This window comes from Pseudomonas sp. KT_2_4 (assembly GCF_041410225.1).
GTDB lineage: Bacteria > Pseudomonadota > Gammaproteobacteria > Pseudomonadales > Pseudomonadaceae > Aquipseudomonas > Aquipseudomonas paracarnis.
The window spans coordinates 1,074,055-1,093,746 of the sequence record NZ_CP166962.1 but is presented as its reverse complement, the minus strand read 5'-3'; the positions used below and the strand labels follow the sequence as shown (position 1 = coordinate 1,093,746).

Genomic DNA, 19,692 nt, shown 5'->3' with positions numbered 1-19,692 from the left:
ACCTCGCCAGCAGCAGTGTTTATAGGGTGCGGTTTTTGGCCTCGATCCACTGGGACATGTACTGGGTACTTTTATGCGCGTGATGGCGCAGCATGCTGCCGGTGAAGTTGTCCCGGCGATGGGCGGCGAGGTTGCTGCGGCAACGTTCCAGGCATTCCACCAAGGCGGGCCCGTGCACGTCCTGGTCATAGCGTCGGGCCAGGAGTTGGCGCCCATGCTCCTGGGCTTGAGTCCAGCGCTCGCGGTTTTGGTAAAGGGTAACGGCAGCGGCGGCCAGGGCCGGGGCGTCCTGTGCGATCTCGCCGGGCCAGGGCTGGTCATCGCCCATGGCTTCGGCGCCGATCGGGGTGGTGACATTGGGTGTGCCGCACAGCATGGCGTCCACCAACTTGCCCTTGATGCCGGCGCCAAAGCGCAGTGGCGCCAGGCAAATACGCGCCGCCGTCATGACTTGCAAGGCATCTTCGGCCCAGTTCATCACATGAAAACCCTGTGCCGGGTTGTGCAGGGCGGTGGCTTTGGGCGGGGTGTAGGCGCCGTAGATGTGCAACTGCGCGCCCGGCAACTGTTGGCGGATCAGCGGCCACAGGCTGTGCTTCATCCACAGCACTGCGTCCCAATTGGGCGCGTGGCGGAAGTTGCCGATGCTGAGGAAATGCGCACGGTCTTCAAAGGGCGCAAAGGCTGCAGTGGGCGGTTGCAGCATCAAGGGGCACCAGTGGAGCAGGGCGGCAGGCACCTTGAACTGTTCGGTGAGCAGGCGGATTTCCACGTCGGAGATCATCAGGCTGATGTCGCAGCGGTAAATCGCGGCGATTTCGCGCTTGGCCAGGTCGGTATCGGCCATGCGCTGGAATTCGTCCTCCAGCGCCGGCGCGAACAGGGCGCTGAAGTCGTCGCTGTCGGGGTTGGCTTTTACTTGTTCTTTGAAACGCTGGTGGCGGGCGTCGCGCAGGCTTTGCAGGTCGGAGGTTTCCAGCACGCGCAGGGCGTCGGGGCAGCATTGTTCTACGCGCCAGCCGAATTGCTCCTCCATCATGAAACGGTCGAACAGCACGATATCCGGGGCCAGTTCGCGAATAAAGTCGTCGAAACTGCTGTTATTCAGTTCGATGGCGCGTTCGGCGATCCCGAGTGCCGGCAAGTCGGCCTTGTGCTCGCCAATGGTGGCCGGGCTGCTGAAGGTAATGTCCCAACCTTGCGTAAGAAAGCTCTCAAGGATTTGCATCATATGCCCGCCCGCTGCCGAGGAGCGGGGCTCGGGCCAGACGTAGCCAATGACCAGGACTTTGGTGGCGGGCTGATTCATCGACGAAGGTTTCCTTGAAGGGCAAGCGCAAAGCGCGCAATTAAACCACAACCTCAGGACATGACAATTTGTGTCTGGCGGTAGGTAGCTTCGGCACTTTGTGGTTAACTTCCGCCTCTCGAATTCGTTTAACCAAACCCAGCATAAGGATTCCGTTCATGGCTCAAGTCACCCTTAAAGGCAACCCGGTCCAGGTTGAAGGCCAATTGCCGAAAGTCGGCGCCAAAGCTGCAGACTTCACCCTGACCGCCGGCGATCTGTCCAACGCCACCCTGGCTACCTTTGCCGGCAAGCGCAAAGTGCTGAATATTTTCCCAAGCGTTGACACCCCAACCTGCGCCACTTCGGTGCGCAAGTTCAACGCCCAGGCCAACGATGTGGCCAACACCGTGGTGCTGTGCATCTCCTCCGACCTGCCATTCGCCCAAGCGCGTTTCTGTGGTTCCGAAGGCCTGGAAAACGTTAAGAACCTGTCGGATTTCCGCAACGCCGACTTCGCCGTCGACTATGGTGTTTCCATCGCTGACGGCCCGCTGCAGGGCCTGACCGCTCGCGCTGTCGTGGTGCTGGATGAAAACGACAACGTGCTGCACAGCGAGTTGGTCAAGGAAATCGCTGAAGAGCCAAACTACGACGCCGCCCTGGCTGTGTTGAAGTAACTGTTTCTACGTATGACTGTCGTTTGGCAGTAACACGTATGATGCATGATTGCGGCCTGGCCTAGTCCAGGCCGTTTTTATTTGAGCGTCAGCGGCTTAGCGAAATAGCCGGTGGACTAAGATCAAAAAGTTAAACGTTGTAAGCCTAAGGTAAATAGCCGGTAAAGGTGCTTTTCTAAACGCACCCCAGTGCTTATCTTTCAGCCTCCCGAAGAAGAAGCTCTCACCCCCAATGGTTGATCACTCCATGCAATCCTCCTCCCGCAACTCCCGCCGCTGGCTGTTTGGCCTGCTCGTGCTGCTGGTTATCGCCGGCCTGTGCTGGAAATTCTGGCCCAGTGGCGCGGCCCATAAAGATGCTCCGGCGGGACACACGGGCAAGACCGGCATGGCGCGCCCAGGCTTCGGTGGTTCCACCGGGCCGGTACCGGTGCGTGTGGCGCCGGCGGTGCTGGGGGAGTTTCCTGTGTACTACAAGGCCCTGGGGACGGTCACTGCACTGAACACCATTAATGTGCGCAGCCGGGTGGGCGGCGAGTTGGTCAAGATCGCCTTCGAGGAAGGGCAGATGGTCAAGGCCGGTGACCTGCTGGCAGAAATCGACCCGCGCAGCTACCAGAACGCCTTGCTCCAGGCCCAGGGCACCTTGCTGCAAAACCAGGCCCAGTTGAAGAACGCCCAGGTCGATGTACAGCGTTATCGCGACCTGTACGCCCAGGACAGTATCGCCAAGCAAACCCTGGACACCGCCGAAGCGCTGGTGTTGCAGTACCAGGGCACGGTCAAGACCAACCAGGGCGCGGTGGACGACGCCAAGCTCAACTTGGAATTCACCAAGATCCGTGCGCCCATCAGCGGCCGCGTCGGTTTGCGCCAGCTTGACGTCGGCAACCTGGTTGCGGCCAACGACACTACCGCCCTCGCGGTGATCACCCAGACCCAGCCAATCAGCGTGGCCTTCACCCTGCCGGAAAATACCCTGGAAACCGTGTTGGCCCGTTACCACGCCGGCAACAAATTGCCAGTGGAAGCCTGGGACCGTAGCGACGTGAAAAAACAGGCGGTCGGTGTACTGCAAAGCCTGGACAACCAGATCGATGTCACCACCGGCACCCTGAAGTTCAAGGCGCGGTTCGATAACAAGGACCAGGCGCTGTTCCCCAACCAGTTCGTCAATGTGCACCTGCTGGCCGATACCTTGAAGAACGTGGTGCTGGCACCCTCTGCGGCGATTCAGTTCGGCAACAATGGCACCTTTGTCTATAAGCTCGACGGTGACAAGAAGGTCAAGGTCCAGCCGCTGGTGGTGGGGGATACCGATGGCGAAAATACCGTGATCAAAGAGGGCCTGGTCGCTGGCGACCGCGTGGTGCTGGAAGGCACCGACCGCCTCAAGGACGGTAGCGAGATCGAAGTGGTCAACGCCAGCAGCGAGGTGCCGACCACGCCGACCGAACACCTGCAAGGCAAGCCCGCAGCTAAAGGGGAGACCGGGGCAGACGCCGGCAAGGCGCAAAAGGTCGGTTCATGAACCTGTCGCGCCTGTTCATCCTTCGCCCGGTCGCCACCACGCTGAGCATGCTGGCCATTGTCCTGGCCGGCATCATTTCGTACCGCCTGCTGCCGGTATCGGCGTTGCCCCAGGTGGATTACCCGACTATCCGGGTGATGACCCTGTACCCCGGCGCCAGCCCCGACGTGATGACCAGTGCGGTCACCGCACCGCTGGAGCGTCAGTTCGGGCAGATGCCCGGGCTGACCCAGATGGCGTCCACCAGTTCCGGCGGCGCGTCGGTGCTGACCCTGCGTTTCAACCTCGACATCAATATGGATGTCGCCGAGCAACAGGTGCAGGCCGCGATCAACGCCGCCACCAACCTGTTGCCCAAGGATTTGCCGGCGCCGCCGGTATACAACAAGGTCAACCCGGCGGACACCCCGGTGCTGACCCTGGCAATTACCTCCAAGACCATGTTGCTGCCCAAGCTCAATGATTTGGTCGACACGCGCATGGCGCAGAAAATCGCGCAGATCAGCGGCGTCGGCATGGTCAGCATCGCCGGTGGCCAGCGCCAGGCCGTGCGCATCAAGGTCAACCCCGAGGCCCTGGCGGCCAATGGCTTGAACCTCTCGGACGTGCGCGCCCTGATCGCCGCCTCCAACGTCAACCAGCCCAAGGGCAACTTCGACGGCCCCACCCGCGTGTCGATGCTCGACGCCAACGACCAATTGGTCTCGCCCGAGCAATATGCCGAACTGATCCTGGCCTACAACAACGGCGCCCCGCTGCGGCTCAAGGATGTCGCGCAGATTGTCGACGGTGCCCAAAACGAACGCCTCGCCGCCTGGGCCAATGAGAACCAGGCCGTGTTGCTCAATATCCAGCGCCAGCCGGGCGCCAACGTGATCGAGGTGGTGGACCGCATCAAGGCCCTCCTGCCGAGCATCACCGACAACCTGCCGGCCGGCCTGGACGTGACGGTGCTCACCGACCGCACCCAGACCATCCGCGCCTCGGTCAAAGACGTACAGCACGAGCTTCTGATCGCCATTGCCCTGGTGGTCATGGTGACGTTCCTGTTTCTGCGCCGGGTCAGCGCTACGATCATTCCGTCCATCGCCGTGCCGCTGTCCCTGGTGGGCACCTTTGGTGTGATGTACCTGGCCGGATTCTCCATCAATAACCTGACGCTGATGGCCCTGACCATCGCCACCGGGTTTGTGGTAGACGACGCGATCGTGATGCTGGAGAACATCTCGCGCTATATCGAGGAAGGCGAGACGCCGATGGCGGCCGCGCTCAAGGGCGCCAAGCAGATCGGTTTCACCCTGGTGTCCCTGACGCTGTCGTTGATCGCGGTGTTGATCCCTTTGCTGTTCATGGCCGACGTGGTCGGGCGGTTGTTCCGTGAGTTCGCCATCACCCTGGCAGTGGCGATCCTGATTTCCCTGGTGGTGTCCCTGACCCTCACGCCCATGATGTGCGCGCGCCTGCTCAAGCGCGAACCCAAGGAGGAAGAGCAGGGCCGCTTCTACAAAGCCAGCGGCGCCTGGATTGACTGGTTGATCGAAGCCTACGGCCGCAAGCTGCAATGGGTGCTCAAGCACCAGCCGCTCACGTTGCTGGTGGCGATCGCCACCCTGGGGCTTACGGTAGTGCTGTACCTGGTGGTGCCCAAGGGCTTTTTCCCGGTGCAGGACACCGGCGTGATCCAGGGTATTTCCGAAGCGCCGCAGTCGATTTCCTTTGCGGCGATGAGCCAACGCCAGCAGGAGTTGGCGAAGATCATCCTTGCCGACCCGGCGGTCGAGAGCCTGTCGTCCTACATTGGCGTGGACGGCGATAACGCCACCCTCAACAGCGGCCGCTTGTTGATCAATCTCAAGGCCCACGGCCAGCGCGATTTGAGCGCAGCCGAGGTGATCACCCGCCTGCAACCGCAAATCGACAAGCTGGTGGGCATCCGCCTGTTCATGCAGCCGGTGCAGGACCTCACCATCGAAGACCGCGTCAGCCGTACCCAGTACCAGTTCAGCATGTCCTCCCCGGACGCCGAGTTGCTGGCGTTGTGGAGCGGCAAGCTGGTACACGCCCTCAGCCAGTTGCCGGAACTCACCGACGTCGCCAGCGACCTTCAGGACAAAGGCTTGCAGGTGTACCTGGTGATAGACCGCGACGCGGCCTCGCGCCTGGGCGTGAGTGTCTCGACCATTACCGACGCGTTGTATGACGCCTTCGGCCAGCGCCAGATTTCCACCATCTACACCCAGGCCAGCCAGTACCGGGTGGTGTTGCAGGCCCAGTCCGGCGAAACCCTCGGCCCGGCGGCCCTCAACCAGATCCATGTGAAAACCACCGACGGTGGCCAGGTGCGGCTGTCGAGCCTGGCCCATGTGGAGCAGCGCCAGGCGCAGTTGGCGATTGCCCATATCGGCCAGTTCCCGGCGGTGATGATGTCGTTCAACCTGGCGCCCGGCGTGGCGCTGGGCAAAGGCGTGGAGCTGATCAACCAGACCCAGAAGGACATTGGCATGCCGGTGGGCGTGCAAACCCAGTTCCAGGGTGCGGCCCAGGCGTTCGAAGCCTCGTTGTCGAGCACCTTGCTGTTGATCCTGGCGGCGGTGGTCACCATGTACATCGTGCTCGGTGTGCTCTATGAGAGCTATATCCACCCGATCACCATCCTCTCGACCCTGCCATCGGCGGCGGTGGGGGCCTTGCTGGCGTTGCTGCTCAGTGGCAATGACCTGGGCATGATTGCGATCATCGGCATCATCCTGCTGATCGGTATCGTGAAAAAGAACGCGATCATGATGATCGACTTCGCCCTCGACGCCGAACGCAACCAGGGCCTGGACCCGCAGACGGCGATCTACCAGGCGGCGCTGTTGCGCTTCCGGCCAATTTTGATGACCACCCTGGCCGCGTTGTTCGGTGCGGTGCCGTTGATGCTCGCCAGCGGTTCCGGCGCCGAACTGCGCCAGCCCCTGGGCCTGGTGATGGTCGGTGGCTTGCTGGTGAGCCAGGTGTTGACGCTGTTCACCACGCCGGTGATCTACCTGTACTTCGATCGTCTTGGCCGTCGCTGGCGCAAAGAGCCGCAACGCCTGGAGCCGGTTGAGCCATGAACCTGTCCGGACCTTTCATTCGCCGGCCGGTAGCGACCATGCTGCTGAGCCTGGCGATCATGTTGCTCGGTGGCGTCAGCTTCAACTTGCTGCCGGTGTCGCCGCTGCCGCAGATCGACTTCCCGGTGATCGTGGTGTCGGCCAGCTTGCCCGGTGCCAGCCCCGAGGTGATGGCGTCCACGGTGGCCACGCCGCTGGAGCGCTCGTTCGGCGCGATTGCCGGTATCACCACCATGAGCAGTTCGTCGAGCCAGGGCTCAACCCGGGTGATTCTGGCGTTCGATTCCGACCGCGACATCAACGGGGCGGCGCGGGAAGTGCAGGCGGCCATCAACGCGTCGCGCAACCTGCTGCCCAGCGGTATGCGCAGCATGCCCACCTACAAGAAGATCAACCCGTCCCAGGCGCCGATCATGGTGCTGTCGCTGACCTCTGACGTGCTGCAGAAGGGCCAGTTGTACGACCTGGCCTCGACCATCCTGTCCCAGAGCCTGTCCCAGGTGCCGGGCGTGGGCGAAGTGCAGATCGGCGGCAGTTCGCTGCCGGCGGTGCGTATCGAGCTGGAGCCCAAGGCCCTCGATCAGTACGGCGTGGCCCTGGACGATGTGCGCAACACCATCGCCAATGCCAACCAGCGCCGGCCCAAGGGCTCCTTGGAAGACAGCGAGCGCAACTGGCAGATCCAGGCCAACGACCAGTTGGAAAAAGCCAAGGACTATGAGCCCCTGCTGATTCGCTACCAGGACGGCGCCGCTCTGCGCCTCAAGGACGTGGCGAAGATCACTGATGGTGTGGAAGACCGCTACAACAGCGGCTTCTTCAACAATGATTCGGCGGTGTTGCTGGTGATCAACCGCCAGTCCGGCGCCAACATCATCGAAACCGTGCGGCAGATCAAGGCGCAGTTGCCGGCGTTGCAGGCGGTGCTGCCGTCCAGCGTCAAGCTCAGCCTGGCCATGGACCGCTCGCCCGTGATTACCGCCACCCTGCATGAGGCGGAAATGACCTTGCTGATCGCTGTAGGGCTGGTGATCCTGGTGGTGTACCTGTTCCTGGGCAACTTCCGCGCTTCGTTGATCCCGACCCTGGCGGTGCCGGTATCGCTGGTGGGCACCTTCGCGGTGATGTACCTGTACGGGTTTTCTCTGAACAACTTCTCGCTGATGGCGCTGATCCTCGCCACCGGGCTGGTGGTGGACGATGCCATCGTGGTGCTGGAGAACATTTCCCGGCACATCGACGACGGCGTGCCACCGATGAAAGCCGCGTACCTGGGCGCTCAGGAAGTCGGTTTTACCTTGCTCTCGATGAACGTGTCGCTGGTGGCGGTGTTCCTGTCCATCCTGTTCATGGGCGGGATCGTCACTAACCTGTTCCGTGAGTTTTCGATCACCTTGTCGGCGGCGATCATCGTTTCGCTGATTGTCTCGCTGACCTTGACGCCCATGCTGTGCGCCCGCTGGTTGAAGCCGCATGTGAAGGATCGGCAGACCGGTTTGCAGCGCTGGAGCCAGAAGGTCAACGACCGCATGGTCGCCGGCTACGCCACCAGCCTGGACTGGGTGCTGCGCCATCGGCGCCTGACCTTGCTGAGCCTGTTGATCACCGTGGGCGTGAATATCGCGCTGTACGTGGTGGTGCCCAAAACCTTCATGCCCCAGCAGGACACCGGCCAGTTGATCGGTTTTGTACGCGGCGACGATGGCCTGTCGTTCAGCGTGATGCAGCCGAAGATGGAGATCTTTCGCCAGGCGGTGCTCAAGGACCCGGCGGTGCTCAGCGTGGCCGGCTTTATCGGTGGCAACCAAGGCACTAACAATGCGGTGATGCTGGTACGCCTCAAGCCGATCGGCGAACGCAAAATTTCCGCCCAGGCGGTGATCGAGCGCCTGCGCAAAGAGGTGCCACTGGTGCCGGGCGGGCGCTTGTTCCTGATGGCCGACCAGGACCTGCAATTTGGCGGCAGCCGTGACCAGACCAGCGCGCAATACTCTTACATCCTGCAAAGCGGTGACTTGGCCGCGCTGCGCCTGTGGTACCCGAAAGTGGTGGCGGCCATGCGTGAATTGCCAGAGCTGACCGCCATCGACGCCCGTGAAGGCCGGGGCGCGGCCCAGGTCACGCTGATTGTCGACCGCGACCAGGCCAAGCGCCTGGGCATCGACATGAACATGGTCACGGCAGTGCTCAACAACGCCTACAGTCAGCGGCAGATTTCCACCATCTACGACAGCCTCAACCAGTACCAGGTGGTGATGGAGGTCAACCCCAAATACGCCCAGGACCCGATCACCCTTAACCAGATGCAGGTGATCACTGCCGACGGCGCACGGGTGCCGTTGTCGACCATTGCCCACTATGAGAATAGCCTGGCCGACGATCGCGTCAGCCATGAAGGCCAGTTCGCTTCGGAGAATATCGCCTTCGACATGGCGCCCGGGGTCACGGTGGAGCAGGGCACGGCGGCTATCGAGCGTGCGATTGCCAAAGTCGGGTTGCCCGAGGACGTGATCGCCAAGATGGCCGGTACTGCCGATGCGTTCGCCGCGACCCAGAAAGGCCAGCCGTTCATGATTCTCGGCGCGCTGGTGGCGGTGTACCTGGTGTTGGGTATTCTGTATGAAAGCTACATTCACCCGCTGACCATCCTGTCGACGCTGCCGTCGGCCGGTGTCGGCGCGTTGCTTGCGATTTACCTGCTGGGCGGCGAGTTCAGCCTGATCTCCTTGCTGGGCTTGTTCCTGTTGATCGGCGTGGTGAAGAAAAACGCGATCCTGATGATCGACCTGGCGCTGCAACTGGAGCGCAACGATGGCATGAGCCCGCTGGAGTCGATCCGCAGCGCCTGCCTGTTGCGCCTGCGGCCGATCCTGATGACCACCCTGGCCGCGATCCTCGGTGCCTTGCCGTTGCTGCTCGGCAGTGGTGATGGCGCGGAAATGCGCCACCCGTTGGGCCTGACCATTATTGGCGGCCTGGTGTTCAGCCAGATCCTGACCCTTTACACCACCCCGGTGGTTTACCTTTACCTGGACCGCGCGCGCCATCGCTTCAACGCCTGGCGCGGCGTGCGTACCGATGCTGCCCTGGACACTGCGCTATGACCGACCCAACCAACGCCCCTGCGACCTCTGTAGGAGCGAGCTTGCTCGCGAAAAAGGCCCAGACGCCGCGCTCATCCAGAATGAACGCGTTAACGTTGACAGTCTTCGCGAGCAAGCTTGCTCCTACAGTGGGCTTGGCCATGTTGCTCAGCGCCTGCGCCATCGGCCCTGACTACAAACGCCCGGACGTCATCGAGCCGGTGCAGTTCAAGGAGGCCCAGGGCTGGCGCCAGGCCAACCCCAGCGACTCCCTGGCCCGCGGCGCCTGGTGGGAGCTGTACGGTGACCGTCAACTCAACGACCTGGTGGTGCGCCTCAACGCGTCCAACCAGACCGTCGCCCAGGCCGAAGCGCGTTTTCGTCAGGCAAAGGCGCTGGTGCGCAGCTCACGCGGGGCGTTTTACCCCAGCGTTGACCTGAGCGTGGGTAAAACCCGCGCCAGCCAGGGCACCGGCAGCAGCAGCGCCAGCCTCAGCAGCTCCAGCAGTGGTATCCGCGACACCCTCAATGCCCAGTTGGGTGTGAGCTGGGAAGCCGATATCTGGGGCAAGTTGCGCCGTGGTCTGGAGGCCAACGAAGCCAGCGCCGAGGCAAGCTCGGCCGACTTGGCCGCAATGCGTCTGAGCCAGCAGTCCGAACTGGTGCAAAGCTACCTGCAACTGCGGGTCATGGACGAACAGACGCGGCTGCTGCAAGCCACGCTGGACACCTACCAGCGTTCATTGAAAATGACCGAAAACCAATACCGCGCCGGTGTGGCTGGCAAGGACGCCATTGCCCAGGCGCAAACCCAGCTCAAGACCACCCAGGCCAGCCTGATCGACTTGATCTGGCAACGCGCCCAGCTGGAAAACGCCATAGCCGTGCTGATTGGCGAAGCCCCGGCCAACTTCAATCTGGCGGTGAGCAAAGATATTCCGGCGCTACCGCAAATACCGGTGAGCCTGCCGTCCCAACTGCTGGAGCGTCGCCCCGATATTGCCTCGGCCGAACGCTCGGTGATCGCCGCCAACGCCAATATCGGCGTGGCCAAGGCGGCCTATTACCCGGACCTCAGCCTGAGCCTGCAGGGCGGCTATTCCAGCAGCACTTATGAAGATTGGATCAGCCTGCCGAACCGCTTCTGGTCGGTGGGGCCGAAACTGGCCATGACCCTGTTCGATGGCGGCCAGCGCTCGGCGGAAGTCGACCGCAGCGTGGCCAGCTATGACGAGACCGTGGCCAAGTACCGCCAGACCGTGTTGGACGGTTTCCGTGAGGTGGAAAACTACATGGTCCAGCTCAAGGTGCTCGCCGATGAGGCGGTGGTCAGCAATGAAGCGCTGGAATCGGCGCGTGAATCCTTGCGCTTGACCGAAAACCAATACAAGGCCGGGTTGATTGCCTATCTGGATGTGGTCACGGTGCAGGCAACGGCCTTGAGCAACGAGCGCACCGTGTTGACCTTGCTGCAATCGCGCCTGGTGGCGAGTGTGCAATTGATTGCAGCGTTGGGCGGAGGCTGGGACGGCCAGACCTCCCTGGCTGAAAAGGAGTAACCGGATGCGCCGCGCATCCTGGGGGAGCAAGATCAACTGTGTGGGCTTGCCCCAATGCCAGTCAGTTAAGCACAGTACCCTGTGGGAGCTGGCTTGCCTGCGATAGCGTTAGTGCAGTAGTAGTTGCGGTGACTGACACACCGCCTTCGCGGGCAAGCCCGCTCCCACAGGGGATCTGCGCAGGCCACATTTTGATGTCCATGACGTCGTTGAAAACAGCCTGGCGAAGCCATCCGATTGACGCCAAAAACTCACTAATGGCCAACTGATTAATTAATCACCTGCCTCGGATTCATACTCGCTACAATCGCCCGCTTTGCCACCCGGCACGGGCTTTTTCGCCCCGTCGCCAGCGAGAAAACCTATGTTGATCGGTAGCTATTCAACCTCCCTTGTCGTGATTTCCCTGTGCGTGGCCATCCTGGCGTCCTACACGGCCTTGGACCTGGCCGGGCGTATCGCGACCGCCAAGGGGCGGGCTGTATACCTATGGATCACTGGCGGCGCAGTGGCGATGGGCGTGGGCATCTGGTCCATGCACTTTATCGGGATGTTGGCCCTGCGCCTGCCGTTTGCCCTCGGGTTTGAGGTAGGCATTACCCTGTTTTCGCTGTTGATCGCCGTGCTATCCAGTGGTTTCGCGTTATGGCTGGTCAGCCAGCCACGCTTGCCGGTCTGGCAACTGGCATTCGGGGCGTTGGTAATGGGCGCTGGAATTGCCAGCATGCATTACACCGGCATGGCCGCGATGCGCATGACACCCGGCATTGATTACGACCCGACCTTATTTGGCGCTTCGTTGGTGATCGCGGTGGTGGCTTCCGGCGCCGCCCTGTGGATCGCCTTCAACCTGCGGCGCAACACACCTTATGTGCGGCTGGCACGGGGTGGCGCCGCCGTCGTGATGGGCGTGGCCATCGTGGGGATGCACTACACCGGGATGGCTGCGGCGCGCTTTGCCGATGGCAGCTTCTGCGGCGCCGCATTGACCGGCTTGAGCGGCAAGGGCCTGGATAACCTGGTCTTGGTCACTTCGCTGGCGGTGCTGGTCATTGCGCTCTTGACCTCGGTGCTGGATGCGCGCCTGGAAGCGCGCACCGCCGTACTCGCCGATTCCCTGACCCTGGCCAATCAGGAACTTACTCACCTGGCCCTGCATGACATGCTCACCGGCCTGCCCAATCGCACGTTGTTGGCTGATCGCATTCAACAAGGCATCCAGGCGGTGAACGAGCGGGGCGGTTGCTTTGCCTTGATGTTTATCGACCTGGATGGCTTCAAACCGGTCAACGATGCCTTTGGTCATCACTTGGGCGACCAGTTACTGCGCGAGGTCGGCTTGCGCTTGCGTGAGGACTTGCGCAGCCAGGACACCCTGGCCCGTATCGGCGGCGATGAGTTTGTATTGCTGGTGCAACTCACCCAGCCCGACGATGCCATGGGCTTGGCCGAGCGCCAGGTGAGCCTGATCAACCGCACCTTCACGGTGGCCGAGCATGAGTTGCAGATCTCGGCCAGCGTCGGTATCGCCATGTTCCCAGGCAACGGTAATAGTCCCCAGGAACTGCTGATGAACGCCGACGCGGCGATGTATCACGCCAAGGGCATGGGCAAGAACGGCTACAGCTTCTTCGATGTGTCGATGAACACCAATGCGCGCAAACAACTGCAATTGCTGCAGGACCTGCGCAATGCCCTGGAGCAGGGGCAATTTCGTTTGCACTACCAACCCAAGTTCGACGCCGTCAGCGGTCTTGCCGTGGGGGCCGAGGCGCTGTTGCGCTGGGAGCATCCGCAACAAGGCTTGTTGATGCCCGCTACGTTTATTGCACTGGCGGAGAAAACCGGGCTGATCATCCCCATCGGCGAATGGGTACTCGATGAAGCTTGTCGCCAGATGAGTCAGTGGTACGCACAGGGTTATGAGCACTGGCGCATTGCCGTAAACCTCTCGGCGTTGCAGTTCTGCCACGCCGGGTTGGTCAACAGCGTAGCGGCCGCGCTGGAGCGTCACCAATTACCGGCCAACAGCCTCACGCTGGAGATCACCGAGACCACCGCCATGAGCGATGCCGACGCGAGCATGAAGGTATTGCAGCAACTGTCGGACATGGGTGTGGACCTGTCCATCGATGACTTTGGCACCGGGTACTCCAGCCTCATGTACCTCAAGCGCCTGCCGGCCAATGAGTTGAAGATCGACCGCGGCTTTGTACGTGACCTGGAACACGACAGCGACGACGCCGCCATCGTCTCGGCCATCGTGGCCCTCGGCCAGGCTCTGGACTTACGGATTGTCGCCGAAGGCGTGGAAACCGATGCGCAGCAAAATTTCCTTACCCGCCTGGGGTGTGATTCCTTGCAAGGCTATCTGTTGGGGCATCCATTGCCGGCCGACAGCTTCATGACCAATATCCGCAGTGCCGAACAGGCAGCAGTGCCTGACAAACGCCCTGAGTGACGGGTATTCTTGGATCCAACCCTAAACATCAGGTTGATTCAGGAGACCGCAGCCATGGACAAAGTCGTCATCATCACCGGGGGCAGCCGAGGGATTGGCGCCGAGACGGCCTTGCTGGCCGCTCGCGAAGGTTATCGCATCTGCATTAATTATCAGTCGGACGAGAAGGCTGCCCATGCTGTGCTTGAACAAGTGCGCGGCCTCGGAGCACAGGCCATCGCGGTGCGCGCCGATGTCAGCATCGAAGATGAGGTGATTGCGCTGTTCAATCGTGTGGATGCCGAATTGGGGCGTGTCACTGCGCTGGTCAATAATGCCGGTACCGTGGGGCAAAAATCGCGGGTCGACGAGATGTCCGAGTTTCGTATCCTCAAAATCCTCAAGACCAATGTGCTGGGCCCGATTCTGTGTGCCAAGCACGCGGTGTTACGCATGTCGCCCCGGCATGGCGGGCAGGGCGGCAGTATCGTCAACGTGTCCTCGGTGGCGGCGCGGCTGGGCTCGCCGGGTGAGTATGTCGACTACGCCGCCTCCAAGGGCGCGCTGGATACCTTTACCCTGGGGTTGTCGAAGGAGGTGGCGGGCGAGGGCATTCGCGTCAACGCCGTGCGCCCAGGCTATATCTTTACCGATTTCCATGCCCTGAGCGGCGACCCGGACCGGGTCAGCAAGCTGGAGTCCGGCATCCCGATGGCGCGCGGCGGGCGTCCGGATGAAGTGGCGGAGGCGATTATCTGGTTACTGTCGGACAAGGCATCGTATTCCACCGGAACGTTTATCGACTTGGGAGGCGGCCGTTAAAACGATCGCACAATCCGCCCTAATGTCTCCATGGCCTCTTCCGATGCCTCGTTCCACGGGCTGCCATAGTTCAAGCGTATGCAGTTTCTGAACCGCTGAGTTGCGGAAAAGATCGGCCCCGGCGCAATGCTGATGCCCTGGGCCAAGGCCATCTGGAACAACTTCAGCGAGTCGGTCTGCTCCGGCAATTCCAACCACAGGAAATAGCCCCCCGCCGGCTGGCTGACCCGTGTCTGGGCCGGGAAGTAGCGAGCGATAGCCGCGAGCATGGCGCTTTGCTGTTCTTCCAGGGCGTAGCGCAGTTTGCGCAGGTGGCGGTCATAGCCGCCGTGTTGCAGGTAGTCGGCAATTGCCGCCTGGGCCGGCATCGACGGGCATAACGAGGTCATCAACTTGAGCCGCTCGACCTTCTGTGCAAAGCGCCCGGCGGCGACCCAGCCCACTCGGTAACCCGGCGCCAGGCTCTTGGCAAAGGAGCCGCAATGCATCACCAGCCCTTCGGTATCGAAGGCCTTGGCCGGTTTAGGCGCTTGTTGCCCGTAGTACAGCTCGGCGTAGACGTCATCTTCGATCAGCGGCACTTGATGGCTGCGCAGCAGTTCCACCAGCGCCTGTTTTTTCTCTTCAGGCAGCGTGGCGCCCATGGGGTTCTGGAAACTGGTCATGGTCCAGCAGGCCTTGATCGGATAGCGCTCAAGGCTTTGGGCCAGGGCGTTCAGGTCAATACCGTCGCGCGGGTGCACCGGGATCTCCACGGCCTTGAGCTTCAGGCGTTCAAGCACTTGCAAACACGCGTAGAACGCCGGCGCCTCGATGGCCACCAGGTCGCCCGGTTCGGTCACAGCCTGCAGGCACAGGTTCAACGCTTCGAGGGCACCGTTGGTGATCAACAGCTCCTCCATCGGCAGCATCAGGCCACCGACCATATAGCGCAGGGCAATCTGCCGGCGCAGTTGCGGGTTGCCCGGCGACATGTCGGTGACCACCAAGCGTGGGTCCATTTCGCGGCTGGCGCTGGCCAGGGAGCGGGCCAGGCGCGGCAGCGGGAACAGCATGGGGCTGGGGAAGGCCGAGCCGAAGGGCACGGTGTTGGGGTCTTTGATGGAGTCCAGTACCGAGAACACCAGCTCACTCACGCCCACCTCGGTGGACTCATGCACCTGCTCACTCACCACCGGTTCGGAAAACGGGCTGGGCGCATGGGCGTTGACGAAGTAGCCAGAGCGGGGGCGTGCGCGAATCAGGCCACGACGCTCCAGCAGGTAGTAGGCCTGGAACACGGTGGACGGGCTGACGCCGTAGGCCTGGCTGGCATAGCGCACCGATGGCACGCGCTGGCCGGGGCCGAGGACGCCGGAGCGGATCAGTTCTGCGATGTCGTCGGCAAATTTTTCGTAGCGTTTCATGGCGGCCTAATTAGCTTTTTGAATGTGTACGCAGGGCAAATTGTAGGCGCTGGCTTGCCTGCGAAGGCGGTGTGTCAGTCACTGCATCTGTTACTGCTCTACCCCTTTCGCAGGCAAGCCAGCTCCCACATTTGATCTCTGTTGTTGATGAAGTATCAGCGATTCAAGGGCGCTACGAAGCGGCTGTCAGCAGCGGTATAGATCCAAGGTTCATCCACATCAGTGACTTTAAAACGTAAGGTTTGAGAGCTGCTGGCCGGTGTGTCCGCCAGCAATGCTACCGACACCGGTATATCGACAATTTCCCCGGCAGCCAGGCTGACCTGGGTCTTGCCTTGCAACTGGAACCCCTCGGCATCCACCAGTTCCAGGCGGTATTCCTGGCGCTGCTGGGTTTTGTTGATCACCTTGAGGCTGTAGATGTTTTCGATCAAACCCAGGCTGTTTTCGCGGAACATGCCACGGTCTTTGGTCACATCCAGCGACACCATCGGCCGTTCAATCAGGGCCACCACCAGTGCCGCGAGCATCACCACCAGCACGGCACTGTAGCCGATCAGGCGTGGCCGCAGCAGATGAGTCTTGCCACCCTGCAATTGGCGCTCACTGGTATAACTGACCAAGCCACGGGCATAGCCCATTTTGTCCATGATCGAATCGCAGGCGTCGATGCAGGCTGCGCAGCCGATGCATTCCATCTGCAGGCCGTCGCGGATATCGATGCCCGTGGGGCATACCTGCACGCATAGCTGGCAATCGATGCAGTCACCGAGGCCAACCTGCGCTGGCGGCACGTCACGTTTACGCGGGCCACGGTGCTCGCCGCGGGTGGCGTCGTAGGAAATAGTCAGGGTGTCTTTATCAAACATCACGCTCTGGAAGCGTGCATAGGGGCACATGTGCATGCATACGGCTTCGCGTAGCCAGCCGGCATTGATGTAAGTGGCCCCCGTGAAAAACAATACCCAAAACAGGCTCACACCGCCCATCTGCCACGTCAGCAGTTCGGCGGCCAAGGGGCGGATGGGGGTGAAGTAGCCCACAAACGTCAGCCCGGTCAACACACTGATACCCAGCCACAACGTATGTTTGGCCGAGCGCCGTGCCAGCTTATTCAGGCTCCAGGGTGCCGCCTGCAGTTTGATACGTTGGTTGCGTTCACCCTCGGTCACCTTCTCGCACCACATGAACAGCCAGGTAAACGAGCTTTGCGGGCAGGTGTAGCCGCACCAGACGCGGCCGGCAAACACCGTGATCGCGAAGAGGCCGAAGGCACAGATGATCAACAGCGCCGAGAGCAGGATGAAATCCTGGGGCCAGAATGTCGCACCAAAGATATGGAACTTGCTCTCGGCCAAGTCCCATAGTACGGCTTGGCGTCCACCCCAGTTCAGCCACACAGTGCCAAAAAAAGCCAGAAACAGCAGGCCGGCACCGCCCACGCGCAAGGTGCGGAACACACCGGTAAAACTGCGGGTATGGATCAGGTTGTCGCTGGATTTGGCCTTCACCTTCTTTGGGTGAATGGGCTCAAAGGTTTCCACGGTTGGGATTCGTTCGCTCATGGTCATTCGCTCATCAGCCTCCATCAGGCGGATGAACTATGGGCGACAGACTGTTTGCATAACAGACTCAGGTGGAAGGATAAAAAGCGGATCAGATAGGCTTGATGCGTTCTTGTGCGTCAATGTGCTGCACCCCGAGTCTATAGGGGTGCAGGGATTCAAAGGGTTCGATGATACAGATCAATCAAATCACCGAACCAGGCTTTTGCGCCTTTACATGGTTACGGCCATCCGTGGCCCCTTCAACCGTCAGCGCGTCGGCTTCGGCTTCAGTGATATAGATCCGCTCGCCCGCCAACTCCACATAGGACATGGCTTTGTCATGGTCGGTAAGGATCTTCACGCGGGTGGCTGGCAGGCTTTGTTCCTGGCCGTCCACGTCGAGCGTGAAGTAGCACAAATGGTTTTCGATGCGCAGGGGCATGGCGATCTCCTTTCTATGGGCTCTATCACGTTAGGCGACCCCTATGACAAGGGGTTCCAGGCAACTGACTGGCGGTCTGCGCTGTCCATCCTTTATCTATCCATAATAAAAGGAGCGCATCCATGGACGCCTGGTGGCATCAAGTGTGGCAAACCCTGCAAGCCGAATTCGCGGACATCGGCGATGCCCGGCAACTCACCCAAGTGACGGTGCGCCTGCTGATCGCCGCGATCCTGGGCGGCATCCTGGGTTTTGAGCGTGAGCACAAGGGCAAGGCGGCTGGCGTGCGCACCCATATGCTGGTTGCGCTTGGTGCGGCGCTGTTCGTGCTGGTGCCGCAGATGTCCGGCAACCAGGCGGACGCCATGAGCCGTGTGGTTCAGGGGGTGATTGCGGGTATCGGCTTCCTTGGCGCCGGCACCATCCTCAAGGGCAAGGAAGATGAAGAGGGCCAGCATGTGAAGGGCCTGACCACGGCTGCAGGGTTGTGGATGACCGCCGCCATTGGTGTGGCGGCGGGGATGGGGCGTGAATCGACGGCAGTACTCAGTACACTGCTGGCCCTGGCGGTGTTCAGCATCATGCCGAGAATCGTCAGATTGTTGGAAAAGTGATCCTGAGTCATACCGCGGATCAGGTCACGATGTTGCTTTGGCGTACCTCACCAAACACCTTGAGCAAAAAGGGGTCTTTGCCCGGCGCATCGGCGATGACAATTACGCTGGTGTTGGCGCTGGGCGAGTGATGGATCTGCATTTCACCGATTACTTCTGGAAACCGATCGACCGGCCGCAGCGACGTGTTCAGCTGCCGCTGGATGCCGGACAGGTCCAGTTTATCTCCCGATTTGAAATTGCGGATCTCGCTGGGGGCCTCCAGGGTAGATTCACTGGTGGCGTTGAAACTGTAGGTTGCAGCGCGAGTGTCGGCAGGCGATGAGTCCTGCGTTTCAGGCGCCGCCGATTGGTCGAGCTTTTCGTCGCTCAGGGACGAAGCTGCATCCGTGAGGGCTTTGGACTTGGTCTCCATTGCAGAAAAATTTTTGCTCAGAGCACCCAGTTCTTCGAGCCAATTTTTGTGATGGTCAACGGTGTTCCAGATGTCGCCGTCGAACGCGGCGGTAATGATTTCCAGAAGTTTGAGCCTCATTTTATCGGCCGCCTCATTGATCACCTGGTGCTTGGCAGACTCCAGGTTTGAATCAATATTTTTTTTGTCGAGCTTGTCCCTGATCTCTCGAAGTGTTTCGCGGTTTTTTTTCGCGTTGGCGCCCCTCGACATTAATTTGACATTCTCTGGGGTCAATGTGGTGTTGAACTGCTCAGTGATTGCGCGAGATTTCGGCGAGCTTGGATTGCGTTGTATCTCCTTGATGGTGTCTGGGGTCAATGCCGTATTCAGGTCGTCCAACTTATTTTTCGCCTCTACCTCCGACATAGAAGGTGAGGTGTTGGACTTCGTCGTTGGCGACAGGGGGGTATGGGGTGAGCGGTCAGGCGCCTTAGGGGAGGAGGACCAGTTCGGGCCGGCCTTTAGCAACGTATTTATTCGCTCGGGCGTCAGCGCCTGTTGATTGGAGACGGGATTGGAGGATGTGGGTGTTGTGACTGGAGCAGTGGGCGTTGATGGGGAGGCGATAGTCGACATGGGTCTACTCGTGATAAATGGGCTAAAGGCCAGGTGAAAAAAAGGCTGAGCATTCACGCGAGATCAATATAAAAAGGAACAGTAAAACGAACATTCAGCCTTGACGTGGAACTTCGTAGGACTCCTCGTTTTTTTGTGTGCTCGAACAC

13 protein-coding genes are annotated in these 19,692 nt (G+C 60.8%); 8 read left to right on the top strand and 5 right to left on the bottom strand.

The window, feature by feature from the left end; genetic code table 11:
* Positions 1 to 19: 19 nt before the first annotated feature.
* Positions 20 to 1,309, bottom strand: a complete 1,290-nt coding sequence (locus tag AB9N64_RS04920) for a glycosyltransferase (RefSeq protein WP_032901625.1) — start codon at positions 1,307 to 1,309, stop codon at positions 20 to 22.
* 158 nt (positions 1,310 to 1,467) lie between these two features.
* On the opposite strand from AB9N64_RS04920, the gene tpx reads away from it, so the two are divergent.
* From tpx to AB9N64_RS04885, 7 genes are all read left to right on the top strand, one after another.
* Positions 1,468 to 1,968 carry a thiol peroxidase gene (gene tpx, locus AB9N64_RS04915; protein ID WP_014718696.1) on the top strand — a complete coding sequence of 167 codons (501 nt, stop codon included), beginning with the start codon at positions 1,468 to 1,470 and terminating at the stop codon, positions 1,966 to 1,968.
* 232 nt (positions 1,969 to 2,200) lie between these two features.
* Complete coding sequence (locus AB9N64_RS04910) at positions 2,201 to 3,499, top strand: MdtA/MuxA family multidrug efflux RND transporter periplasmic adaptor subunit (protein ID WP_014718695.1); 1,299 nt, start codon at positions 2,201 to 2,203, stop codon at positions 3,497 to 3,499.
* Positions 3,496 to 6,597 carry an MdtB/MuxB family multidrug efflux RND transporter permease subunit gene (locus AB9N64_RS04905; RefSeq protein ID WP_371360011.1) on the top strand — a complete coding sequence of 1,034 codons (3,102 nt, stop codon included), beginning with the start codon at positions 3,496 to 3,498 and terminating at the stop codon, positions 6,595 to 6,597. The genes AB9N64_RS04910 and AB9N64_RS04905 overlap by 4 nt, the downstream gene beginning before the upstream one ends.
* The gene (locus AB9N64_RS04900; protein WP_014718693.1) at positions 6,594 to 9,701 is read left to right on the top strand and encodes an efflux RND transporter permease subunit; all 3,108 of its coding nucleotides are present in this window, start codon (positions 6,594 to 6,596) and stop codon (positions 9,699 to 9,701) included. Before AB9N64_RS04905 ends, AB9N64_RS04900 begins: the two co-directional genes overlap by 4 nt.
* An 80-nt stretch (positions 9,702 to 9,781) precedes the next feature.
* Positions 9,782 to 11,239, top strand: coding sequence for an efflux transporter outer membrane subunit (locus tag AB9N64_RS04895; RefSeq protein ID WP_370694787.1), 1,458 nt, complete (start codon positions 9,782 to 9,784; stop codon positions 11,237 to 11,239).
* 364 nt (positions 11,240 to 11,603) lie between these two features.
* A complete protein-coding gene (locus AB9N64_RS04890; RefSeq protein ID WP_019816867.1) occupies positions 11,604 to 13,700 on the top strand; it encodes a bifunctional diguanylate cyclase/phosphodiesterase in 2,097 nt (698 codons plus the stop codon).
* Positions 13,701 to 13,754: 54 nt separating this feature from the next.
* Positions 13,755 to 14,501, top strand: a complete 747-nt coding sequence (locus AB9N64_RS04885) for an SDR family oxidoreductase (protein WP_014718690.1) — start codon at positions 13,755 to 13,757, stop codon at positions 14,499 to 14,501.
* On the opposite strand, the gene mapR is transcribed toward AB9N64_RS04885, so the two are convergent.
* From mapR to AB9N64_RS04870, 3 genes are all read right to left on the bottom strand, one after another.
* On the bottom strand, positions 14,498 to 15,907 hold the full coding sequence (gene mapR, locus AB9N64_RS04880) for a GntR family transcriptional regulator MpaR (protein WP_103452169.1): 1,410 nt from the start codon (positions 15,905 to 15,907) through the stop codon (positions 14,498 to 14,500). The two genes, AB9N64_RS04885 and mapR, sit on opposite strands and share 4 nt — an antisense overlap.
* Positions 15,908 to 16,062: 155 nt before the next feature.
* Positions 16,063 to 17,472, bottom strand: coding sequence for a cytochrome c oxidase accessory protein CcoG (gene ccoG, locus AB9N64_RS04875; protein ID WP_371360010.1), 1,410 nt, complete (start codon positions 17,470 to 17,472; stop codon positions 16,063 to 16,065).
* Between the two features lie 184 nt (positions 17,473 to 17,656).
* The gene (locus tag AB9N64_RS04870; RefSeq protein ID WP_014718687.1) at positions 17,657 to 17,896 is read right to left on the bottom strand and encodes a DUF3203 family protein; all 240 of its coding nucleotides are present in this window, start codon (positions 17,894 to 17,896) and stop codon (positions 17,657 to 17,659) included.
* Positions 17,897 to 18,018: 122 nt separating this feature from the next.
* On the opposite strand from AB9N64_RS04870, the gene AB9N64_RS04865 reads away from it, so the two are divergent.
* Positions 18,019 to 18,510, top strand: coding sequence for an MgtC/SapB family protein (locus AB9N64_RS04865; RefSeq protein WP_014718686.1), 492 nt, complete (start codon positions 18,019 to 18,021; stop codon positions 18,508 to 18,510).
* 19 nt (positions 18,511 to 18,529) lie between these two features.
* Here AB9N64_RS04865 and AB9N64_RS04860 read toward each other — a convergent pair whose 3' ends face one another.
* The gene (locus AB9N64_RS04860; RefSeq protein ID WP_231125710.1) at positions 18,530 to 19,543 is read right to left on the bottom strand and encodes a M10 family metallopeptidase C-terminal domain-containing protein; all 1,014 of its coding nucleotides are present in this window, start codon (positions 19,541 to 19,543) and stop codon (positions 18,530 to 18,532) included.
* Positions 19,544 to 19,692 lie beyond the last annotated feature (149 nt).

Bases quoted from the DNA above. Each gene is read 5' to 3' on its own strand.
- AB9N64_RS04905 (WP_371360011.1), top strand. From the start codon at position 3,496: ATGAACCTGTCGCGCCTGTTCATCCTTCGCCCGGTCGCCACCACGCTG.
- AB9N64_RS04860 (WP_231125710.1), bottom strand. From the start codon at position 19,543: ATGTCGACTATCGCCTCCCCATCAACGCCCACTGCTCCAGTCACAACA.
- AB9N64_RS04885 (WP_014718690.1), top strand. From the start codon at position 13,755: ATGGACAAAGTCGTCATCATCACCGGGGGCAGCCGAGGGATTGGCGCC.
- AB9N64_RS04895 (WP_370694787.1), top strand. From the start codon at position 9,782: ATGAACGCGTTAACGTTGACAGTCTTCGCGAGCAAGCTTGCTCCTACA.
- tpx (WP_014718696.1), top strand. From the start codon at position 1,468: ATGGCTCAAGTCACCCTTAAAGGCAACCCGGTCCAGGTTGAAGGCCAA.
- mapR (WP_103452169.1), bottom strand. From the start codon at position 15,907: ATGAAACGCTACGAAAAATTTGCCGACGACATCGCAGAACTGATCCGC.
- AB9N64_RS04870 (WP_014718687.1), bottom strand. From the start codon at position 17,896: ATGCCCCTGCGCATCGAAAACCATTTGTGCTACTTCACGCTCGACGTG.
- AB9N64_RS04900 (WP_014718693.1), top strand. From the start codon at position 6,594: ATGAACCTGTCCGGACCTTTCATTCGCCGGCCGGTAGCGACCATGCTG.
- AB9N64_RS04865 (WP_014718686.1), top strand. From the start codon at position 18,019: ATGGACGCCTGGTGGCATCAAGTGTGGCAAACCCTGCAAGCCGAATTC.
- AB9N64_RS04910 (WP_014718695.1), top strand. From the start codon at position 2,201: ATGGTTGATCACTCCATGCAATCCTCCTCCCGCAACTCCCGCCGCTGG.
- ccoG (WP_371360010.1), bottom strand. From the start codon at position 17,472: ATGAGCGAACGAATCCCAACCGTGGAAACCTTTGAGCCCATTCACCCA.
- AB9N64_RS04920 (WP_032901625.1), bottom strand. From the start codon at position 1,309: ATGAATCAGCCCGCCACCAAAGTCCTGGTCATTGGCTACGTCTGGCCC.
- AB9N64_RS04890 (WP_019816867.1), top strand. From the start codon at position 11,604: ATGTTGATCGGTAGCTATTCAACCTCCCTTGTCGTGATTTCCCTGTGC.